At 47.2% G+C, this 15,804-nt stretch carries 14 protein-coding genes and 2 pseudogenes; 11 read left to right on the forward strand and 5 right to left on the reverse strand.

What is annotated here, in order from left to right; translation table 11 throughout:
* Window positions 1-85 precede the first annotated feature (85 nt).
* The 4 genes and pseudogenes from ACFPPD_RS19420 (at window position 86) to ACFPPD_RS19435 (ending at window position 5,617) form a co-directional block, all read left to right on the forward strand.
* On the forward strand, window positions 86-3,202 hold the full coding sequence (locus ACFPPD_RS19420) for an S-layer homology domain-containing protein (RefSeq protein WP_209747994.1): 3,117 nt from the start codon (window positions 86-88) through the stop codon (window positions 3,200-3,202).
* A 45-nt stretch (window positions 3,203-3,247) separates the two neighbouring features.
* Window positions 3,248-3,331, forward strand: a pseudogene (locus tag ACFPPD_RS19425) (recombinase family protein); the annotation flags it as partial.
* 246 nt (window positions 3,332-3,577) lie between these two features.
* Window positions 3,578-3,931 (forward strand): BlaI/MecI/CopY family transcriptional regulator, encoded by a 354-nt coding sequence (locus ACFPPD_RS19430; RefSeq protein ID WP_246608777.1) that lies wholly within the window; start codon window positions 3,578-3,580, stop codon window positions 3,929-3,931.
* A 9-nt stretch (window positions 3,932-3,940) separates the two neighbouring features.
* Entirely contained in the window at window positions 3,941-5,617 is a 1,677-nt protein-coding gene (locus ACFPPD_RS19435; RefSeq protein WP_209747999.1) for a M56 family metallopeptidase, read from the forward strand.
* A gap of 618 nt (window positions 5,618-6,235) precedes the next feature.
* Here the strand turns inward: ACFPPD_RS19435 and ACFPPD_RS19440 are convergent.
* A complete protein-coding gene (locus tag ACFPPD_RS19440) occupies window positions 6,236-6,709 on the reverse strand; it encodes a DinB family protein (RefSeq protein ID WP_209748001.1) in 474 nt (157 codons plus the stop codon).
* A gap of 239 nt (window positions 6,710-6,948) precedes the next feature.
* Here ACFPPD_RS19440 and ACFPPD_RS19445 point away from each other — a divergent pair, with 239 nt between their 5' ends.
* The gene (locus tag ACFPPD_RS19445; protein ID WP_209748063.1) at window positions 6,949-7,542 is read left to right on the forward strand and encodes a TetR/AcrR family transcriptional regulator; all 594 of its coding nucleotides are present in this window, start codon (window positions 6,949-6,951) and stop codon (window positions 7,540-7,542) included.
* Window position 7,543: 1 nt separating this feature from the next.
* Window positions 7,544-8,182: a DNA-3-methyladenine glycosylase family protein gene (locus tag ACFPPD_RS19450; protein WP_209748003.1), complete on the forward strand. Its 639-nt coding sequence runs from the start codon at window positions 7,544-7,546 to the stop codon at window positions 8,180-8,182.
* A 506-nt stretch (window positions 8,183-8,688) separates the two neighbouring features.
* Here the strand turns inward: ACFPPD_RS19450 and ACFPPD_RS19455 are convergent.
* The 4 genes and pseudogenes from ACFPPD_RS19455 to ACFPPD_RS19470 form a co-directional block, all read right to left on the reverse strand.
* Entirely contained in the window at window positions 8,689-8,871 is a 183-nt protein-coding gene (locus ACFPPD_RS19455; RefSeq protein WP_209748005.1) for a hypothetical protein, read from the reverse strand.
* A gap of 23 nt (window positions 8,872-8,894) precedes the next feature.
* Window positions 8,895-9,399, reverse strand: a pseudogene (locus tag ACFPPD_RS19460) (ATP-dependent Clp protease proteolytic subunit).
* A 19-nt stretch (window positions 9,400-9,418) separates the two neighbouring features.
* Entirely contained in the window at window positions 9,419-9,925 is a 507-nt protein-coding gene (locus ACFPPD_RS19465; protein WP_209748007.1) for a hypothetical protein, read from the reverse strand.
* Window positions 9,925-10,341 (reverse strand): MerR family transcriptional regulator, encoded by a 417-nt coding sequence (locus ACFPPD_RS19470; RefSeq protein WP_209748009.1) that lies wholly within the window; start codon window positions 10,339-10,341, stop codon window positions 9,925-9,927. Before ACFPPD_RS19470 ends, ACFPPD_RS19465 begins: the two co-directional genes overlap by 1 nt.
* A 298-nt stretch (window positions 10,342-10,639) precedes the next feature.
* Here ACFPPD_RS19470 and ACFPPD_RS19475 point away from each other — a divergent pair, with 298 nt between their 5' ends.
* From ACFPPD_RS19475 to ACFPPD_RS19495, 5 genes are all read left to right on the forward strand, one after another.
* Entirely contained in the window at window positions 10,640-11,188 is a 549-nt protein-coding gene (locus ACFPPD_RS19475) for a SiaB family protein kinase (RefSeq protein ID WP_209748012.1), read from the forward strand.
* Window positions 11,189-11,190: 2 nt separating this feature from the next.
* On the forward strand, window positions 11,191-11,586 hold the full coding sequence (locus ACFPPD_RS19480; protein WP_209748013.1) for a DUF1987 domain-containing protein: 396 nt from the start codon (window positions 11,191-11,193) through the stop codon (window positions 11,584-11,586).
* 93 nt (window positions 11,587-11,679) lie between these two features.
* The gene (locus ACFPPD_RS19485) at window positions 11,680-13,455 is read left to right on the forward strand and encodes a SpoIIE family protein phosphatase (RefSeq protein WP_209748016.1); all 1,776 of its coding nucleotides are present in this window, start codon (window positions 11,680-11,682) and stop codon (window positions 13,453-13,455) included.
* A gap of 12 nt (window positions 13,456-13,467) precedes the next feature.
* Complete coding sequence (locus ACFPPD_RS19490; protein WP_209748018.1) at window positions 13,468-15,105, forward strand: bifunctional diguanylate cyclase/phosphohydrolase; 1,638 nt, start codon at window positions 13,468-13,470, stop codon at window positions 15,103-15,105.
* A gap of 92 nt (window positions 15,106-15,197) precedes the next feature.
* Entirely contained in the window at window positions 15,198-15,704 is a 507-nt protein-coding gene (locus tag ACFPPD_RS19495; protein WP_209748020.1) for a winged helix-turn-helix domain-containing protein, read from the forward strand.
* Window positions 15,705-15,804: the final 100 nt, after the last annotated feature.

Raw genomic sequence — 15,804 nt, forward strand, 5'->3', positions numbered from 1 at the left:
AGTTAGACTCTATGCTCGAGGAATTCAATTATAATTCCAGTGTATGTCGAATGAAGGGTTAAACAAAGATCGGATAGAACGGTCGATGAAAGCAGAAATCACGACAACAGGAAGGAATAAACTTGAAAGAATTAATCCGTGGAAAGTCGCTTGTTGCAAGGCTTTCAAGGAACGGCTAATCGCAAAGGAATCTAACTTCGAAAGTGGGAATAAGGATATGCATCAAATAAGTAGAATGAGGAAGTTACTTGTAGGATTAATAATCTTAGGTTTACTACCTTTGTACCTATCCGAAGAAGCGTCTGCCGCCCCTCCGACGGCTACTATTGTAGTCGCTGACGATAATCTGGCTATCGGCGAAACCTCGCTGGTGACGATTACCTTCTCGGAAGCGGTGACTGGATTTGACATCATTGCTGACCTGACAGTGGAGAACGGCACCCTTAGTACCCTCACAACTGTTGACAACATTACCTATACCGCGACCCTGACACCGGCCGCTGGCATCAACGACCCCACGAATATCATCACGCTCGACAACGCAGGCGTGAGAAATATCGGAAACGAAGCGGGAATCGGAACCACCTATTCTAACAATTACTCCATTGACACGGCGAGACCAACCACGGCGAGCGTATCGGTTCCTGTCAATGCCTATTATGGTGCAGGAAAAAACTTGGATTTTACAGTACACATGAGTGAGCCCGTATTCGTTACGGGCACTCCAAGTATCTCATTGGTTATAGGAGTAACAGTTGTTCAAGCTAATTATGAAAGCGGTTCGGAGACAGACGCATTGCGATTCAGCTACACCGTACAAGCAGGACAAAAGGATACTAACGGTATAACCGTTGGAGCCTTGACGCTGAATGGCGGGTCGATAAAGGATCATGCAGGCAACGATGCGTTATTAACGCTAAATAATGTAGGCAGTACAGCGAACGTATTAGTGGATACAACAGCTCCAACGATCAATAGCGTAGCGGTACCGAACGCTGCAACGTATAATACCGGCGATTCATTGGATTTTACTGTGAATATGAGTAAGAATGTTACGGTTACGGGAATAGGGACACCGCAGCTTGAGATCAATATAGGAGGAACGAATCGTACCGCCTTCTTAATTAGCGGGACGTTGTCAAATATAAACGCATTACAATTCAGCTACACCGTGCAAGCCGGAGATCATGATAACGACGGTATTGCCATTGGAGCATTGTCGCTGAATGGAGGTTCGATGGAGGATGCGATAGGCAACGATGCGGACTTAACGTTAAACAACGTAGGCAATATGTCGGGTGTGTTAATTGATACAACAGCCCCAACGATTGCAGGCCACACTTTAGGCAATGGTAATGCTTATGTTGACGTGATGTTTAGTGAAGCTGTATTTACAACGAGTAATGGCTCGGGCGCTATGACTTCAAGCGACTTACGATTGAACTTCGCTAGAAATGGCGGAGGAGCTACCTCAGTTACTCTTCATTCTTTAAAGAAAACAGATGGAGGAGATTTGACTGGCGGAGAGACCGCCATTCGAGTAATGCTTGACGTAACGGGTATTCCGACCGGGGATGAAACCATCGAAGTCGTACCGGCGGATAGCGCATCCATCTATGATCTGGCAGGCAATGCCGTAGAAGGTTCGCAATCGTCCGGAACGGTAACACTTCTTGATATGCGCGCTCCATTCCTTAGCCCGACAAGCGCAAGCTTCGACAAATACGCCGGATCAGCGGCGAATCACGATGTAACGACAACACTGACGCTGAACGGCAACACGCTGACCGGCATTGAGAGCGGCTCGACGAACCTCGTGTCGGGAACGGACTATACCGTATCGGGCAACACGGTGACGATCCTGAAGGCATACTTGGCGGCGCAGCCGGGCGGAACGACCAGTTTGACGTTCACGTTCAGCGAAGGAACTGAGCAGACGTTTGCGATAAGGGTGAGCGATACGACGCCTTCGAATAGCAACGGGGGCGGCGACTCAATGCCTACCGTCGCCAATCCGGTTATCGACCAGAACGGTATAATGCTTAACCCGGATAAAATAGACACGACGAAGTCGTCTTTCACGCTTGAAGTTACGCCGAAAGATGGCGCAGCCTTTGTCAGCATACCGGCAAGCATTTTGACCGGCTTTGAGGGCAAGAACGCCGCCTTTATCATCGAAATCAAGGCGCCGTACGGCAGCTATCAAGTACCGGTCAATCTGGCGTCGCTCATTCCGGGGCTTAAGGATTTGCTTGCGAATAACAACCTCAAAGCAGAGGATATCAGCTTTAAGATCACCTTGACCGACAAGTCGGGTAACAAGGATATACAAGCGGCGTTCGAGAACGGCTTGCCTAATGGAATAGCGATGGGCGCAATCGTGGATTTTCACATCGACATCATCAACGCCAAGACGGGGAAAACAGTTGGAACGGCAAATCAGTTCAACCGTGCGCTTACGCGGGTTATTTCAATGCCAAAGAACATGACAGTCATGCCTGCGCAATGGGGCGCTTTCCGCTATAACGAAACGACCAAGAAGTTTGAGTTTGTCTCAGCCAAGAAGGTACAGGTCGACGGTGTGTGGTATGTGATGATCAGCTCATATTCGAACAGCGTGTACGTCGTGGCAGAAAATAACTTGAGCTTTACCGATATGCCGAAGCATTGGGGCCAATCGTTTGTCCAGCTTGCCGCGGCGAAAGGACTTGTTGACGGGGTTGGCGGTGGCAAGTACGACCCGAATCGGACGGTCACCAGAGCGGAGTTTATTGCCATGTTAGTCCGGTCGCTGGGACGAGGCACGTCAACCGGCAGTACATCGCCCTATGACGATGTAAAGTCCGGCGCATGGTACTTCGACGAGATAACCAAAGCGAAGGAGCTTGGACTATTGAATTTTGTAAACGGCAATAGCTTCAAGCCTGATCAGCCGCTGACCCGCGAGGAAATGGCGAGTATGCTGGCGGAAGTCATTTCACTGGAGAAGCTGCCGATCACCAAGGAATTCGTTAGCTTGGACGGCTACAAGGATATCGTAAGCGTGGACGAAGCCTATCTCGAGGACGTTCGTTTGATGGTCAAGCTTCAAATCATGACCGGCACAGGCGCAAATTCGTTCAGCCCGAAGGGCGAAACGACACGGGCACAGGCGGCGGTTGTGTTCATTAGGATGTTGCAAGCGCTTGGAATGACGGACTGATAACGATCAGCGGTCCCTAAAAAATCCCGTTTTGATGGAGTACAATTTGCAGAGTTTGAACGGGACATTATCCGGGAACGTACCGTAGCGGGTTTGGAAGCCGCCAGAGCGCGTGGAAGGAACGGAGGGGGCGCCCTAAGACCGAATGGGCGTATGTGGACGATATGAAACGATGGATTGACGTCGAATAATCGGCGTCTTTTTCGGTTTGAATATTAAAATACAAAGACAATCAAGAAAGGCTGCATGTGGAAGAGGGAACTGGTGTAAGTAAATTATAGGACTCTATCGACAAATCGATTCTATTGCAGTAGAATGTAGATATGGAATTCTACAGCAGTAGAATAAATAAGAGCGAGGTGCTTTCATTTGGTAATGAAGTTATTCGATAGCGAACTTAATATTATGGAAATCTTGTGGAAAGAAGGCGATACCCCCGCAAAGAGAATTGCAGAAATTGCAAAAGAAAAAGTAGGTTGGAGTAAAACAACAACTTATACCATCATCAAGAGATGCCTTGATAAAGGGGCGATCGAGCGGCATGAGCCTAATTTCGTTTGCCATGCGGTTGTTACACGAGAGCAAGCGCAAGAACACGAAACAACAGAGTTGATTAATAAAATGTATGATGGCGCCCCCGACAGACTGATTGCTTCATTGTTGGGACAGAAACGACTGTCGACGGAAGAAATTAGCCGCTTGAAACGTCTTATCGATAGCATGGAATGAGGTGGGGGAATGTCGTTACTTCAAATAAGTATCTCGGCTTCTGTCTTTATTCTTGCAGTTATCTTCTTACGTTCCTTGCTTATTCACAAGCTGCCCAAAATGACCTTTATGTTTCTTTGGGGTGTTGCATTAATTCAATTGCTTGTGCCTGTTTCAGTTCACTCGCAATTTAGCATTTTTACGGCAGCGGAACATTTAAGCGGAATGTTTACAGCGCCAAAATGGATTCCCACGCCAGAAAGTTCAACATTTATTAATGGAACTACGGTAATCATGCCACCAATTGCAGAACATTTGACCGCGCCGATTATGCCATTGAAGACGGCTTCACCAATATCGCCTTTTGTATGGGTGTGGTTAGTTGGATTTTCGTTATGTGCTTTATTTTTTATCATTCCGCACTTAAGGTATCGCAAAATCTACAAAATGGCTGTGCCCATTAGAAACGATTTTATAAGAAAATGGCAGCATTCAAATTTGTTATGGCGAGATGTTCAAATCAGGCAACTAGATAATATTTCAACTCCGCTTACATACGGTATTTTTCGGCCTGTTGTACTCTTGCCGAAAAATTTAGATTATAACGAAGAGAAACAGCTTGCGCTTATCCTGACCCACGAATTTACGCACATCAAGCGATTCGACACACTAAAGAAATGGATTCTTGCCACTAGCGTATGCGTCCATTGGTTCAACCCTTTTGTATGGGTTATGTATATCCTTGCCAACCGTGATATCGAGCTATTCTGTGATGAAACAGTCATACGAAAATTTGGGGAAAACACGAAACCTACTTATGCTAGGGCACTTGTACGTTTGGAAGAAAAGAAAATCGGCTTGTCACCGATGATTAGTAGCTTTTCCAAAAACTCAACCGAAGAAAGGATTATATCGATCATGAAAACCAAGAAAATCACTATCGCCACGATGCTGCTCGCTATTGGGCTTGTAGCCAGTGTCGTTATCATCTTCGCGACTTCTGCATCGGACAAAACGGAAGATGCTACGGGTGTCGACAATCCAATAGCCGAACCTAAAGTCGAAAGAGTGTCCAAATTAGATCTAGGTGCCATCACTACAGATATTGTGCCCGCATTATCTCAAGGTGGCACCACTAACGATTTAATGCCGCAAGATTTAACATTCAACAAGAAATATGATGTACCGAAGTTGATAGACAGCCTCATGGTTTCAAAATATCGTGCAGTTTATATGGACAACGAAATATATCTTCGTGTCATGATGGATAACACAATACAGATAAGCAAAGATAAAGGCGCAGTTTGGAAAAAATATGATACAGATGAAGTCGATGCAAAAGATTTTGCAAAATGGCTGCTGATAAATGATCCGATTCCGGGCTATTCAATGGAAGAAGTTCAGAGTCGCTTGGCAAACGGGGCAGAAGTAAAACATTTAGTGTTTGAAAATGTAAAGGAGATGTATTTCATAATCGACAGGAACGGCGTACAGATTGAACTTGTACAGCCTGAAAAAATATCTTCTGTTCTGATCGACGGTCAAAGAATGATGATTACTTCCGCTATACCAGCCCAGATGCTGAAATCATTTTATGACTTGTTAGTGTCGAACAATATACTTTCGGAAACTCTTGCAAAACAAGATTATTCGGAAAGAATTAAGTATCTTGAAAAAAATCTCCATAACTTTCTCGTGACGAAATAAAGGGGGGTTGCCGTTTTTTGAAGAACTAATCGGCGTCGGTCTAAATGATCGGCGTCTATTCGTTTTTGAAACTGAAATTCAAACGTAATCGCGAAGGGGTACACCGGGGGAACGGGTATGTCGACGCTGCTAAAGGCGCACTTAATTTATACGCAATTTATCGAAATGTCAGGTTCCATATATTACAAGCCCGGCAAATGCCATTCCAGTTCGATTTTAATGTTTGTACTCCCTGTCAACTCGACACATGTGGAGTGCGTAGTGTCAACACATCGAATTTACAAATAATAGGGTGCCTAAACCGAAATAATAATTCGATCAGCTCAATTGTACGCAAAATTTTGACGTATCTGGATTCTAACAGTGTCAGCGAAATAAGTTCCGTTAATACGAGTGACATCCGGTAATTCATCATTGATGTTTCGCCGGAACACTGCGGAAGCTTGGACTACGTTGTTTTAGCGCTTCGCAAATTCCACAGCTAATTTGAGAGAGCATCATTTGCTTGAGATTAAATAAGAAGCGGCTCTGTTTATGCCAAGGGTACGTGACAGACGAGTGCTGCCATGTATCAACCAGAATGAAATTGATCGAGTCCTGGAACAGATAGATGTATCTTCAGCAAGACCATGAACCTTGCAATTTGCGGATGAAAATTACTTGCCCGGTATGGTAGATGTCATGTCGAACAAGATCCGATACCCACTGGGAAATTGTAACTCCATCCAATTCTTTTTGCAGGTCTTGATCGCTCAGCGCAGCCAGCTTTTCATGTATGCGATTATGTATTTTTTTCAATTTTGCAATGGCTGCATTCCATTCTTCCTCGGTACTAGCGGTAAGATTGTTATTGAAGCTTGTATCCGAGGATGGAGCATCTCCGTCGCCCGTTAGACCGGCAAACAAAGATGACTTGTAAAACGTGATGTGGCTGATCAATTCATAAATCGTATTCATTTCTTTCCCTTCCAATTTCCAATTTGCCTGTGCAGCCGTTAACCCTTGCAGTCCACGTTCAAGTGATGGGTACCAACCAGTCTCCTTGTCAAAGCAGGAATCCCAAGCATCAACTAACTGTTCCGTTATCGTCATTCCAAACGACCTCCAATTGGTTATGTTGAAGTAGACTGACTGTATCATGGTATTGAATAAAGATACAGACTTGTCTCTATTTAACGATGCTACAGGAATTGAGATTCTTTGTCAAGTTGCTTGTTTTCGGCATAAAAACAATGATTTGACATGTACACAGCGATAATTGTAATATTGTATTGAACTGACCTGTACCTTTATTTTTGATAGATGGTGTATTCGAATCAATGGGGGATTATATGCCGAGAAAATCAGCCAGGAGTCATATTCTTCAAGTTGCCTCGGATTTGTTCTACAGGGAAGGAATCCGTGCGGTAGGGGTCGACCGCATTATTGCCGAATCGGGGATTGCCAAGGCGAGTTTTTATCGAAATTTCGCGTCAAAGGATGATTTGGTTACGGCTTATTTGGAATATCACCAAGCTTTAAATGCCAATGATCTGGAAGAAGTGGGGGTCCAGCATCCGGAATCGGCTTCCATGCAACTGCATGCGCTAATTGACAAATTTGTGGGAAAAATAAAAGAGCCCGGTTATCGAGGATGTCCGTTTGTAAATACGGCAGTAGAATTTCCGGATACTTCCCATCATCATCATGTAAACGCGGTGAAAGGCACGGAAGAAAATTGGAGTGCCATCGCGCGAATAGCAGAAAAGGCCGGAGCCGCCAATCCGTTCGAGTTGGCGGAACTCTTACGTTTGTTATGCAGCGGCGCCATTACCATGTCTTATTTGAAAAAGTCTGATTTTAACCCCGATCACTTTTCTAGAGCGGCTCACATGCTCGTTGATTCCCACTTGTTCGGATGGACCGCGACAAGAAAGGATGTATAGCATGCAGTATCTCTTCGATCTTCATCCAAATGATGATCGCGTGCGTGAATTGGGTAGAAACGACACTGCACTAAACAAACTCATTCATCGGATTGAGCACGTCCGCATACCTGTTCAGCAGGATGGGTACATTTACCTGGTGAGATCGTTAGTCGCCCAACAGCTTTCGGCCAAGGCTGCAGAGACGATATTCCTTCGATTTGAACGATTGTGCGGGAATGTTACACCTGATGCCATTTTGACAACCTCAGAAGAGGACATGCGTTCAGTAGGATTGTCCAAAAATAAGTCGAGTTATATCCGAAATGTTGCCGAGCATGTGAAGGAGGGGGCGCTCGACTTTCGAAAGTTCAGCGATATGGATGACGAGGAAGTCGTTCGTTTGTTGACCTCATTAAAGGGGATTGGCCGATGGACCGCGGAGATGTTTCTCATTTTCTATCTTGGACGACAGGATGTTCTGTCATATGGGGATATCGGTCTTCAGCGGGCTGCGGAATGGCTTTATGCATCGGAAGAAAGCGGCGGTCAGCCTCTGTTGCATCGTAAACAAGCCTGTTGGAAGCCGTATTCTACCATTGCATCGCTATACCTTTGGGAAGCGATTAATCTCGGTTTGGTTCGAACGGAGAGGATTTAATTGAAGAGAGAAAAAACGCAACATGTCATTTATCAAATGTACGATGTGTGACGTTGTCGGATCAAAGCGTAAAAAATAAACGAAATTTGAGTTAAATGATCAGGCTTTACTTAGAGCGGTTTCTTTTAGTCCATAATCAACATACAAATTTACATAGTCATCTGCAGATGGCTTTAGAGGGCGGAGAAGTCAAGATTGTACAACTTGACTCCGCCCACTCGACACATGTGGAGTGCGTAATATTGATGAAATGGTGGGGCGAACCTGTATAAAGGCTACGCCCCCTGTTTTGGTGGGTTTTGGAAGTTGTAACACTGATTTCGATTGATCATTAATTCCGCCTCGTTACTCGCGATTCCGTATCATGTTCGTGGGTGATTTCGGTTTGAAGTCGTGCCGCTCGTTCCTCTAATGCATGGCGTTCATTCTTTGTTCTGTACAAATTTTTTTTTTCAAAACTGCTTGTGCGTACAAAAGACCGCCAATAAATGCACGGTCTCTTATAATTAAGGTTGTTCATCTCTATTGTTGTGTGGAACAACGGTAACTGCTCTAATAGTAACATCAGGGAATCTTTGGCGGATTTGCATTTTTGCATCGGATAGGTCAGAGGCTTTGATATTTTCAAAATAAAGCACACCGTAACCATCTTGGTACTCAACGGTGTATTCGATTTGTTCATTCTCCACGCACTTCACCACCAATCCGTTCTTTATTGTGCTACATATATCACTTTGTCAATTAACCCGTATGCCTTTGCTTCGTGGGCATCCATAAAGTTGTCTCTGTCGGTATCTCTTTCAATCTTCTCAAGTTCTTGGCCTGTTTGTTGAGATAATATCTTGTTTGTGAATCATGATTTCACTGTTAGGAAGTGCAAGCCGTTTACCTTTCGCTCCATTTGCCAATAAAAAGGCACCCATTGAAGCCGCCATTCCAACACATAGTGTTGTTACGTCAGCCTTTACTAAATTCATGGCGTCATAGATTCCCATGCCTGCTGTAATTGAACCGCCTGGTGAGTTGATATACATGTTGATGTCTCTTTCCGAATCCATAGCATCTAAATATAGAAGCTGTGCGATGACGCTATTGGCAACATCGTCTGTAATTTCTCCGGACACAAATAAGATGCGGTCTTGCAGGAGCCTTGAGTAAATATCGTAGGCTCTTTCACCCCTAGAGGATTGCTCGACAACATATGGAATCAGATTCATGGCTACGTCCCCTTTATCATCAGTAGTCAATACGATATTTCTTTTCAAAGTACGAAAATTCATTATCACTTTTCTCAAATATCCTTGGTTGAATTGATACAATATTTGTTCCTTCATCGTAGGGTGGAGTAGCATTACTTAACTCTTTGATTCGATCGACAACTTGTTCGTCAATCTCAACCATATCCATTTCATCTTCTTCGACTACTTGAATCGAAATTTCTCTGCTTACCGTGGTCGCGGCTGTCAATAAGCATACTACGATTGTCATTTCACCACATTGAATCGCGTCTTGGGTAAAAATTTCTATGATAACATCTTGGTCGAGGGCATCAACTACGATGTGTTCTCGTTCATTCTCAACAAAACCATTGAGGTTATGCGAGCGGTAAATACCTTTTGGTAGTCGTATTTGGATTTCGGACTTTTGGGATTCAACTTTTTCATCCCGAAGTAACTGAACCCATAAATGATTCATTCCTTCTTCGTTCTCCATCTTTGACTTGGCTAATTTAATGTCAAGCATTATTGATTTTCACCCCTTAGTGCTTGAGATACCGAATCAATTACTCTTTGTTTTAACTCCGCAGAAATTCGAGGGCTAATCGTTATAATGACATCGTCCGTTATCTTCAGAGTTTCGTTTTCAATAATTCGGCTAGGTTCATACAAAGTTAATTGCTGACCTATTTTTTCAATTTCCTCCAAGGAAAGTTTTTTCAATGTTTCCTGTATGGATGCCAATGTCTCCCCAGTCCTTGATAAGGTAATAATGGCGCGAAAGTAGTGGATGTGATTCTCCGTGTAAACCCTCTTGTTCCCTAATAATTCAAGGGGCGGTACCATACCAATTTGCGTATAGTACCTGACCGTTCGGAGATTCATGCGTGGGTCATCTTGTTGGAGAATTTCAGCTATTTGTTTAGCGGTATAGCTATTCATGGTACACCTCCAAGACATTTGACTGTCTGTGTTACACTTTAGTGTATTGTTTACAGTTTACTGTAACGATATTCGTTTGTCAAAATAGAAAAGTTTTCTCTCCTGTAGCAGCACCACTCACGACGATATAAACAGTCTATCCGCAGGCAGAAATTTCTGCCTGCGGATAGACTGTTCTTGCGCTTGGAGGCACAATCGAATTTCGGGACGGTCTTCTCTAAACCTATTAAAAAGTATATAATTTTGAGGATTAGGGCTGCACGTTCAGGTCAAGTAACGCGTAAAGGAAGGGACTTAGATGATCGATAACCATCTGCTCGAAGTTCAAACGCTGCTTCGGAACAACGGCATTCTGATCAGCTTCTCCGGCTGGCTTTCCCAGCATTTAATCGAAGAATACGGCGAAGCCATCAAGAAGTATCTGGTAGCGGAAAATAAGCCGAAAAATGAAATATCGCACATCTTTTCCATTTATATCGAGCAAACGCAAAATATCAATAATTACTGCGCGACCAAGAGCGTTCTCCCAGTGTGCGACCGCATTTCCCAATCCAGTATCGTTACGATCGGTAAAACCGAGCAGGGAACTTATATCTGTTCCGGAAATCTAGTGGAAAACGACGACTTGAACAGTCTTATCACCCGCGTAGAATCGGTCGTGAAGCTGGACAAAGACGGGCTCAAGCGAGCGTATAAGGAACAGTTGAAGAAGGAGCTTCCGGATAGAGCAAGCGGCGCCGGCGTCGGCCTTATCGACATGGCGCGGAAAGCGACGATGCCGCTCGAATATTCCGTCACGAAAGTCGACGAGTTTCTATCATTTTTTATATTGAAAGCGGTGGTTTAGCGATGAATCAGTTACAACCTATAAGCATTAAGAGCTCGAGAACCTCGCCGGAGGTACATTTCGATCCGGAACAGGGTACTCTGCTCATTCGCGGCCAATCTTACCCGGAGAATGCGTTCAATTTCTACGAGCCGCTGCTTCAATGGGTGGACGAATATTTGGTGCAGCTCTCCACAGAAGCAACCGTTCATTTCGAACTCGAGCTTCCTTACATCAACACGTCCAGCACGAAATGCTTCATGATGCTTCTGGAGAAGATGGAGGCCGGGCACCTAAGCGGCAAAAATATTACGGTTTATTGGCGCTATGACGAAGATAACGAAAGCGAGTTGGAATGCGCCGAAGAGTTTAAGGAGGATCTCACTCTGCCGTTTCACATCATTGCCAAAGAAGAGTAAAGCGCATCAATGGGAGATGAGAGTTTGTTGTTCCAGAAGCGAAGTTCTTTGGATCGGAACCTGCCCTTATACGATGGGAGCGTCTTCAAAGTAATGCTGCTTGCTGCTGTCTTGCTCGTACTTTCGACTACGCTCGTCGGCGTCTTATCCTACCGGATCACCCGGAACGAGGTCGTCAAAAAGCTGAAAACGAATGAACTGGATACGATTGCGAAATCAATCTCTTCCCGGGTCGAGGAGAGAATCGCTCGGGCTGTCGAATCTTCTACGATGCTGGCGGACGATCCGATCGTCCTCGAGTGGTTGAAGGGAGGAGAGAGGGACTCGCGATTGGGTGAAGCAATACTGAAGAAGTTAAAAAACATCCCCGCTTCCTTGGATTATACGACTGCCAGCGTTACAAGCGTTGGGACGAAGCAATATTGGTCGGACAGGGGCCTGCTGCAAGTCGTCAGCCCCGACGATCCGGATGACGATTGGTTTTTCAGGGACATCGCTTCGGGACAAAAAACGACGGTGGACATCGACTGGAACGACAATCTCAAGGATACGTTTGTCTTTACGAATGTCCTGATCGGAGATGTTGGCGAACCGCTTGGAATCGCAGCCATGGGCATGAGTCTGAAGGCGTTGTCCGGCGACTTCGCTGCATACGGCTATGGGGAAGACAGCAATTTGTGGATGGTCGGCAAGGACGGCACCATTTTCTTGTCAGACCGATTCGAACAGACAGGGCGGAACATTTCCGAGTTTATATCTCCGGCTGCGCAGGACAAGCTTGCCCTTGCAGACCCTGGGCAGGAGCTGGTATTGGAAGCGAAGGACAGGGGTGGCCGGCTGACGGACATGATCAGCTATCCGATGCGTTCGATGGAGACGCGCCTTCTCGTCCTCGTGCCGCGGAGTGAGACAGTCGGGTTTTTGAATACGATCCGGGTGCAGACGACGGTCGCCGTCATCTTCACGCTGGCTGTCATCGTTTTCTTCTTCTATTACATCTCGCGAAAGCTGGCCGATCCTTATAAACGCGCGCTGCGGATTAACGAAGAGCTGGAAATTGCCGTGTCTGACCGGACTCGGGAATTGGCGGTCCGCAACCGAGAGATGACGGACAGCATTGCCTATGCGAACCGTATCCAACAGTCCGTGATGCCGGAGGATTCCATCCTGGAAAGCGCGTTTGCCGAGCATTTGGTCGTGTGGAGGCCGAGGGACGTTGTCGGCGGCGACTTCTACTGGACGAAGCAGGTCGGCGATGTCCGATGGGTGGCGGTCGGGGATTGCACCGGTCACGGCGTACCGGGGGCGCTAATGTCGATGCTTACGATTGCGCTGCTGAACCGGATTGCCGATCAAGGCGGGAACGACGCTCCTTCGCAGGTTCTCAGCAAGCTGAATGTCCTTCTGAAGCAAATGCTTCGTCAGGAAGACCGGGAGGGGCTTTCCGACGACGGGCTTGATCTGGGACTTTGTTACGTCCATGGGAATATCGTAACATTCGCGGGAGCGGGCATGGCGATCTATATTGCGGATGCGGCGGGAGTGCGGAGGGTGAAGGGGGACAAACCTAAAATCGGTTACCGCAGAACGCCGTTCGATTGCGAGTTCACGAATCATCAGCTTGACGCGGATGCAGATGCTGCCTATTATCTGGTTACCGACGGCGTAACGGATCAGAACGGCGGAGTCAAAAACATCTCGATGGGCAGATCTCTCCTCATGAGATGGATCGAATCATTCAACGGGTATTCTTTGCAGGAGCAGCGCATACTTTTCGAACGGAAGCTTGCGGAATATATGGGGACCGAGCCTCAGCGCGACGACATCGCTCTGTTTGCGTTCAGAGCGGCGTCCTCGAATGCCGGTTAGGGGGCAGCACGAGTGGGAATACACGAAAAGATCAGAGCGGTATTCAGCGAGGAGCAGGAGTCGCTGTTGTCCGCACGACAGGAGATGCAGGCGGACAAGCATCGCTACAATGAGCTTCTGCCCGGCTATGAGAAGCTCTCGTCCCGTTATGAGAAAATTTTGCGGGAAATGAACAAGGTGCTTCACATCAGCGATAAGATGAGCCTCGCCATGATCCGGATGGAGACTGAGATAAAGACTTTGCTCGATAATGCGGGACAAGGATTTTTGATGATAGACAGCAGCTTGAAAGTGCAAAAACAGTACAGCGCGGAATGCGCAAGAATATTCGGCCGCAAGATCGGCGGATTGCCGTTTGCCATGCTTGTCTGGCCGGACGAACCGGACGCCCGGGCTTATTTGGAGCTGCAACTGCTTCAGTTGCTGGAGCCAAGTCGAGAGAAGCGGCCCGAGAGGATATCGACAGAGCTGCCAGCCATGATCGAAAGGGATGGAATGCGCATCCGCATCGAGTACAAGCGGATCGATATGCCGGGAGTTATCGAGGAACCCCGCATTATGATTATTATGACGGACGAGACGGAACAACACCAATCGAGAGAGATGCTGGAGTTTCTGAGTACGCATGATCCCCTCACCGGGATGTATAACCGGAATTATCTCGACTTATGGGTGGATAAGGAGTACCGACAGACGAGCGGCGTTCCGCTTAGCGTCGTCATGGCGGACATGAACGGGTTGAAGCTGGTGAACGACGTTTTCGGGCATCGGTCGGGCGACGGGCTGCTGATCCGCGCGTCCGAACTGATTCTGCGGATATTCCGCGAAGAAGCGGTTTGCATACGCTGGGGCGGCGACGAATTCCTGATCCTGCTGCCGGATACGGACGCCGAAGCGTGTCAATCCAAAGTCCGGCATTTGATGGAAGCGTTCGAAGACTCGGAACCTTCGCCGATTAAGATCAGCATGGCCGTCGGAACGGCTACGCTCACCCACCCGGAGGAACGCTTCTCCGAGCTGTTTGTCCGGGCGGAGAAAGAGATGTACAAGAGAAAGCTAATTGAAAGCCGTAACGTCCGCCGACAATTGATCGAAGACATCTCGGGAAAGATGTACGCGTCGGGAATCGAAGATCCCGCCCATATTGCGAGAGTTACCGATATGGCACTGGGGCTTGCGGAACGGATGGACATTCCTCGTTATTCTTCCCAGACGGAGTTGCTTCAGAAGCTGGCCGCTCTGCATGATGTGGGTAAAATCGCAATTCCGAAGGATATCCTTCTGAACGCGGGGGAATTGACTCCTTACCAGCGGGAGATTGTGCAAACCCATAGCGAAATCGGTTATAGGCTTGTATTCTCGCTGGGCGAACCGGCATTGGCGGAGTCGATCTTGTCCTTGCACGAGAGATGGGACGGAAACGGTTATCCTCACGGCATCATGAAGGATCAAATCCCCGAGCCGGCGCGTTTGTTCGCCGTGGTGGACGCTTACGACGTCATGACGCACGATCAGCCTTATCGCAATGCTTTGAGCAGGGAAGAAGCGATCTCCCGAATCAAAGACGGCAGCGGAAGCCAGTTCGACCCCGTTATTGCGGAGAAATTCGTCGGTTGGCTTGAGGAACGGCAGCTACCTCCCGGCGGATAACGTCACGCGCCCGAATTTATCGTCATTCTGGCAAAGTCTGGTCGAGCGAGCGGCGGTCGCGAAGGTATTGGATTCGCTACTTTCAGGACTGCATGGGATTGTCGCTGTCGGCTGAGCAGATCGTGAATCTGGTCAGCCGCACGGAGGGATGGATCAGCGGACTGCATCTAGCTGCCCTTTCGCTGCAAAAAAGCGGGAATTATCCTGAGTTTATCCGCGCTTTTAGCGGGGAACACCGCAGTATATCCGATTATCTGTTTCAGGAGGCTTTCGCTATTCTGTCCGACGATATGCAGTCCTTCCTCTTGCAAACTTCGATCTTGGACAGGATGAACGACCCATTGTGCGAGGCGGTTACCGGACAGGCTGAAAGTCAGGGAAGGCTCTTTCGGCAGAAGTATGCGGCAGCGTCGAAGCCCTTCCATGTCAAGGCGGCCGATTGGCTGGAGGAGCATGGATTCGCGCTTGGGATTCGCGCGCTTTGCGCGCGCTACCGGAGTCCTGTTTGGCGGGAAAGCCGGGCATTCAGTTTCTTTATGTCAAAGTGCTGGTGGAAGCGGGCGAAATGGAGGCGGCGGAATCCCGGCTTCGTCAGATAGAAGACAAGCTTCCGAAGCCGGAGTGGGAACCATACACAGGAACACTTCTCTATTTGTCGGCGGCTGTTTCTGTTTACCGGAAGGACTTTAGGCGAGCAAA

This window comes from Cohnella suwonensis (genome assembly GCF_042655365.1).
Classification (GTDB): Bacteria; Bacillota; Bacilli; order Paenibacillales; family Paenibacillaceae; genus Cohnella; species Cohnella suwonensis.

Bases quoted from the DNA above. Each gene is read 5' to 3' on its own strand.
- ACFPPD_RS19420 (WP_209747994.1), top strand. From the start codon at position 86: ATGAAAGCAGAAATCACGACAACAGGAAGGAATAAACTTGAAAGAATT.
- ACFPPD_RS19430 (WP_246608777.1), top strand. From the start codon at position 3,578: ATGAAGTTATTCGATAGCGAACTTAATATTATGGAAATCTTGTGGAAA.
- ACFPPD_RS19435 (WP_209747999.1), top strand. From the start codon at position 3,941: ATGTCGTTACTTCAAATAAGTATCTCGGCTTCTGTCTTTATTCTTGCA.
- ACFPPD_RS19440 (WP_209748001.1), bottom strand. From the start codon at position 6,709: ATGACGATAACGGAACAGTTAGTTGATGCTTGGGATTCCTGCTTTGAC.
- ACFPPD_RS19445 (WP_209748063.1), top strand. From the start codon at position 6,949: ATGCCGAGAAAATCAGCCAGGAGTCATATTCTTCAAGTTGCCTCGGAT.
- ACFPPD_RS19450 (WP_209748003.1), top strand. From the start codon at position 7,544: ATGCAGTATCTCTTCGATCTTCATCCAAATGATGATCGCGTGCGTGAA.
- ACFPPD_RS19465 (WP_209748007.1), bottom strand. From the start codon at position 9,925: ATGCTTGACATTAAATTAGCCAAGTCAAAGATGGAGAACGAAGAAGGA.
- ACFPPD_RS19470 (WP_209748009.1), bottom strand. From the start codon at position 10,341: ATGAATAGCTATACCGCTAAACAAATAGCTGAAATTCTCCAACAAGAT.
- ACFPPD_RS19475 (WP_209748012.1), top strand. From the start codon at position 10,640: ATGATCGATAACCATCTGCTCGAAGTTCAAACGCTGCTTCGGAACAAC.
- ACFPPD_RS19480 (WP_209748013.1), top strand. From the start codon at position 11,191: ATGAATCAGTTACAACCTATAAGCATTAAGAGCTCGAGAACCTCGCCG.
- ACFPPD_RS19485 (WP_209748016.1), top strand. From the start codon at position 11,680: ATGCTGCTTGCTGCTGTCTTGCTCGTACTTTCGACTACGCTCGTCGGC.
- ACFPPD_RS19495 (WP_209748020.1), top strand. From the start codon at position 15,198: ATGGGATTGTCGCTGTCGGCTGAGCAGATCGTGAATCTGGTCAGCCGC.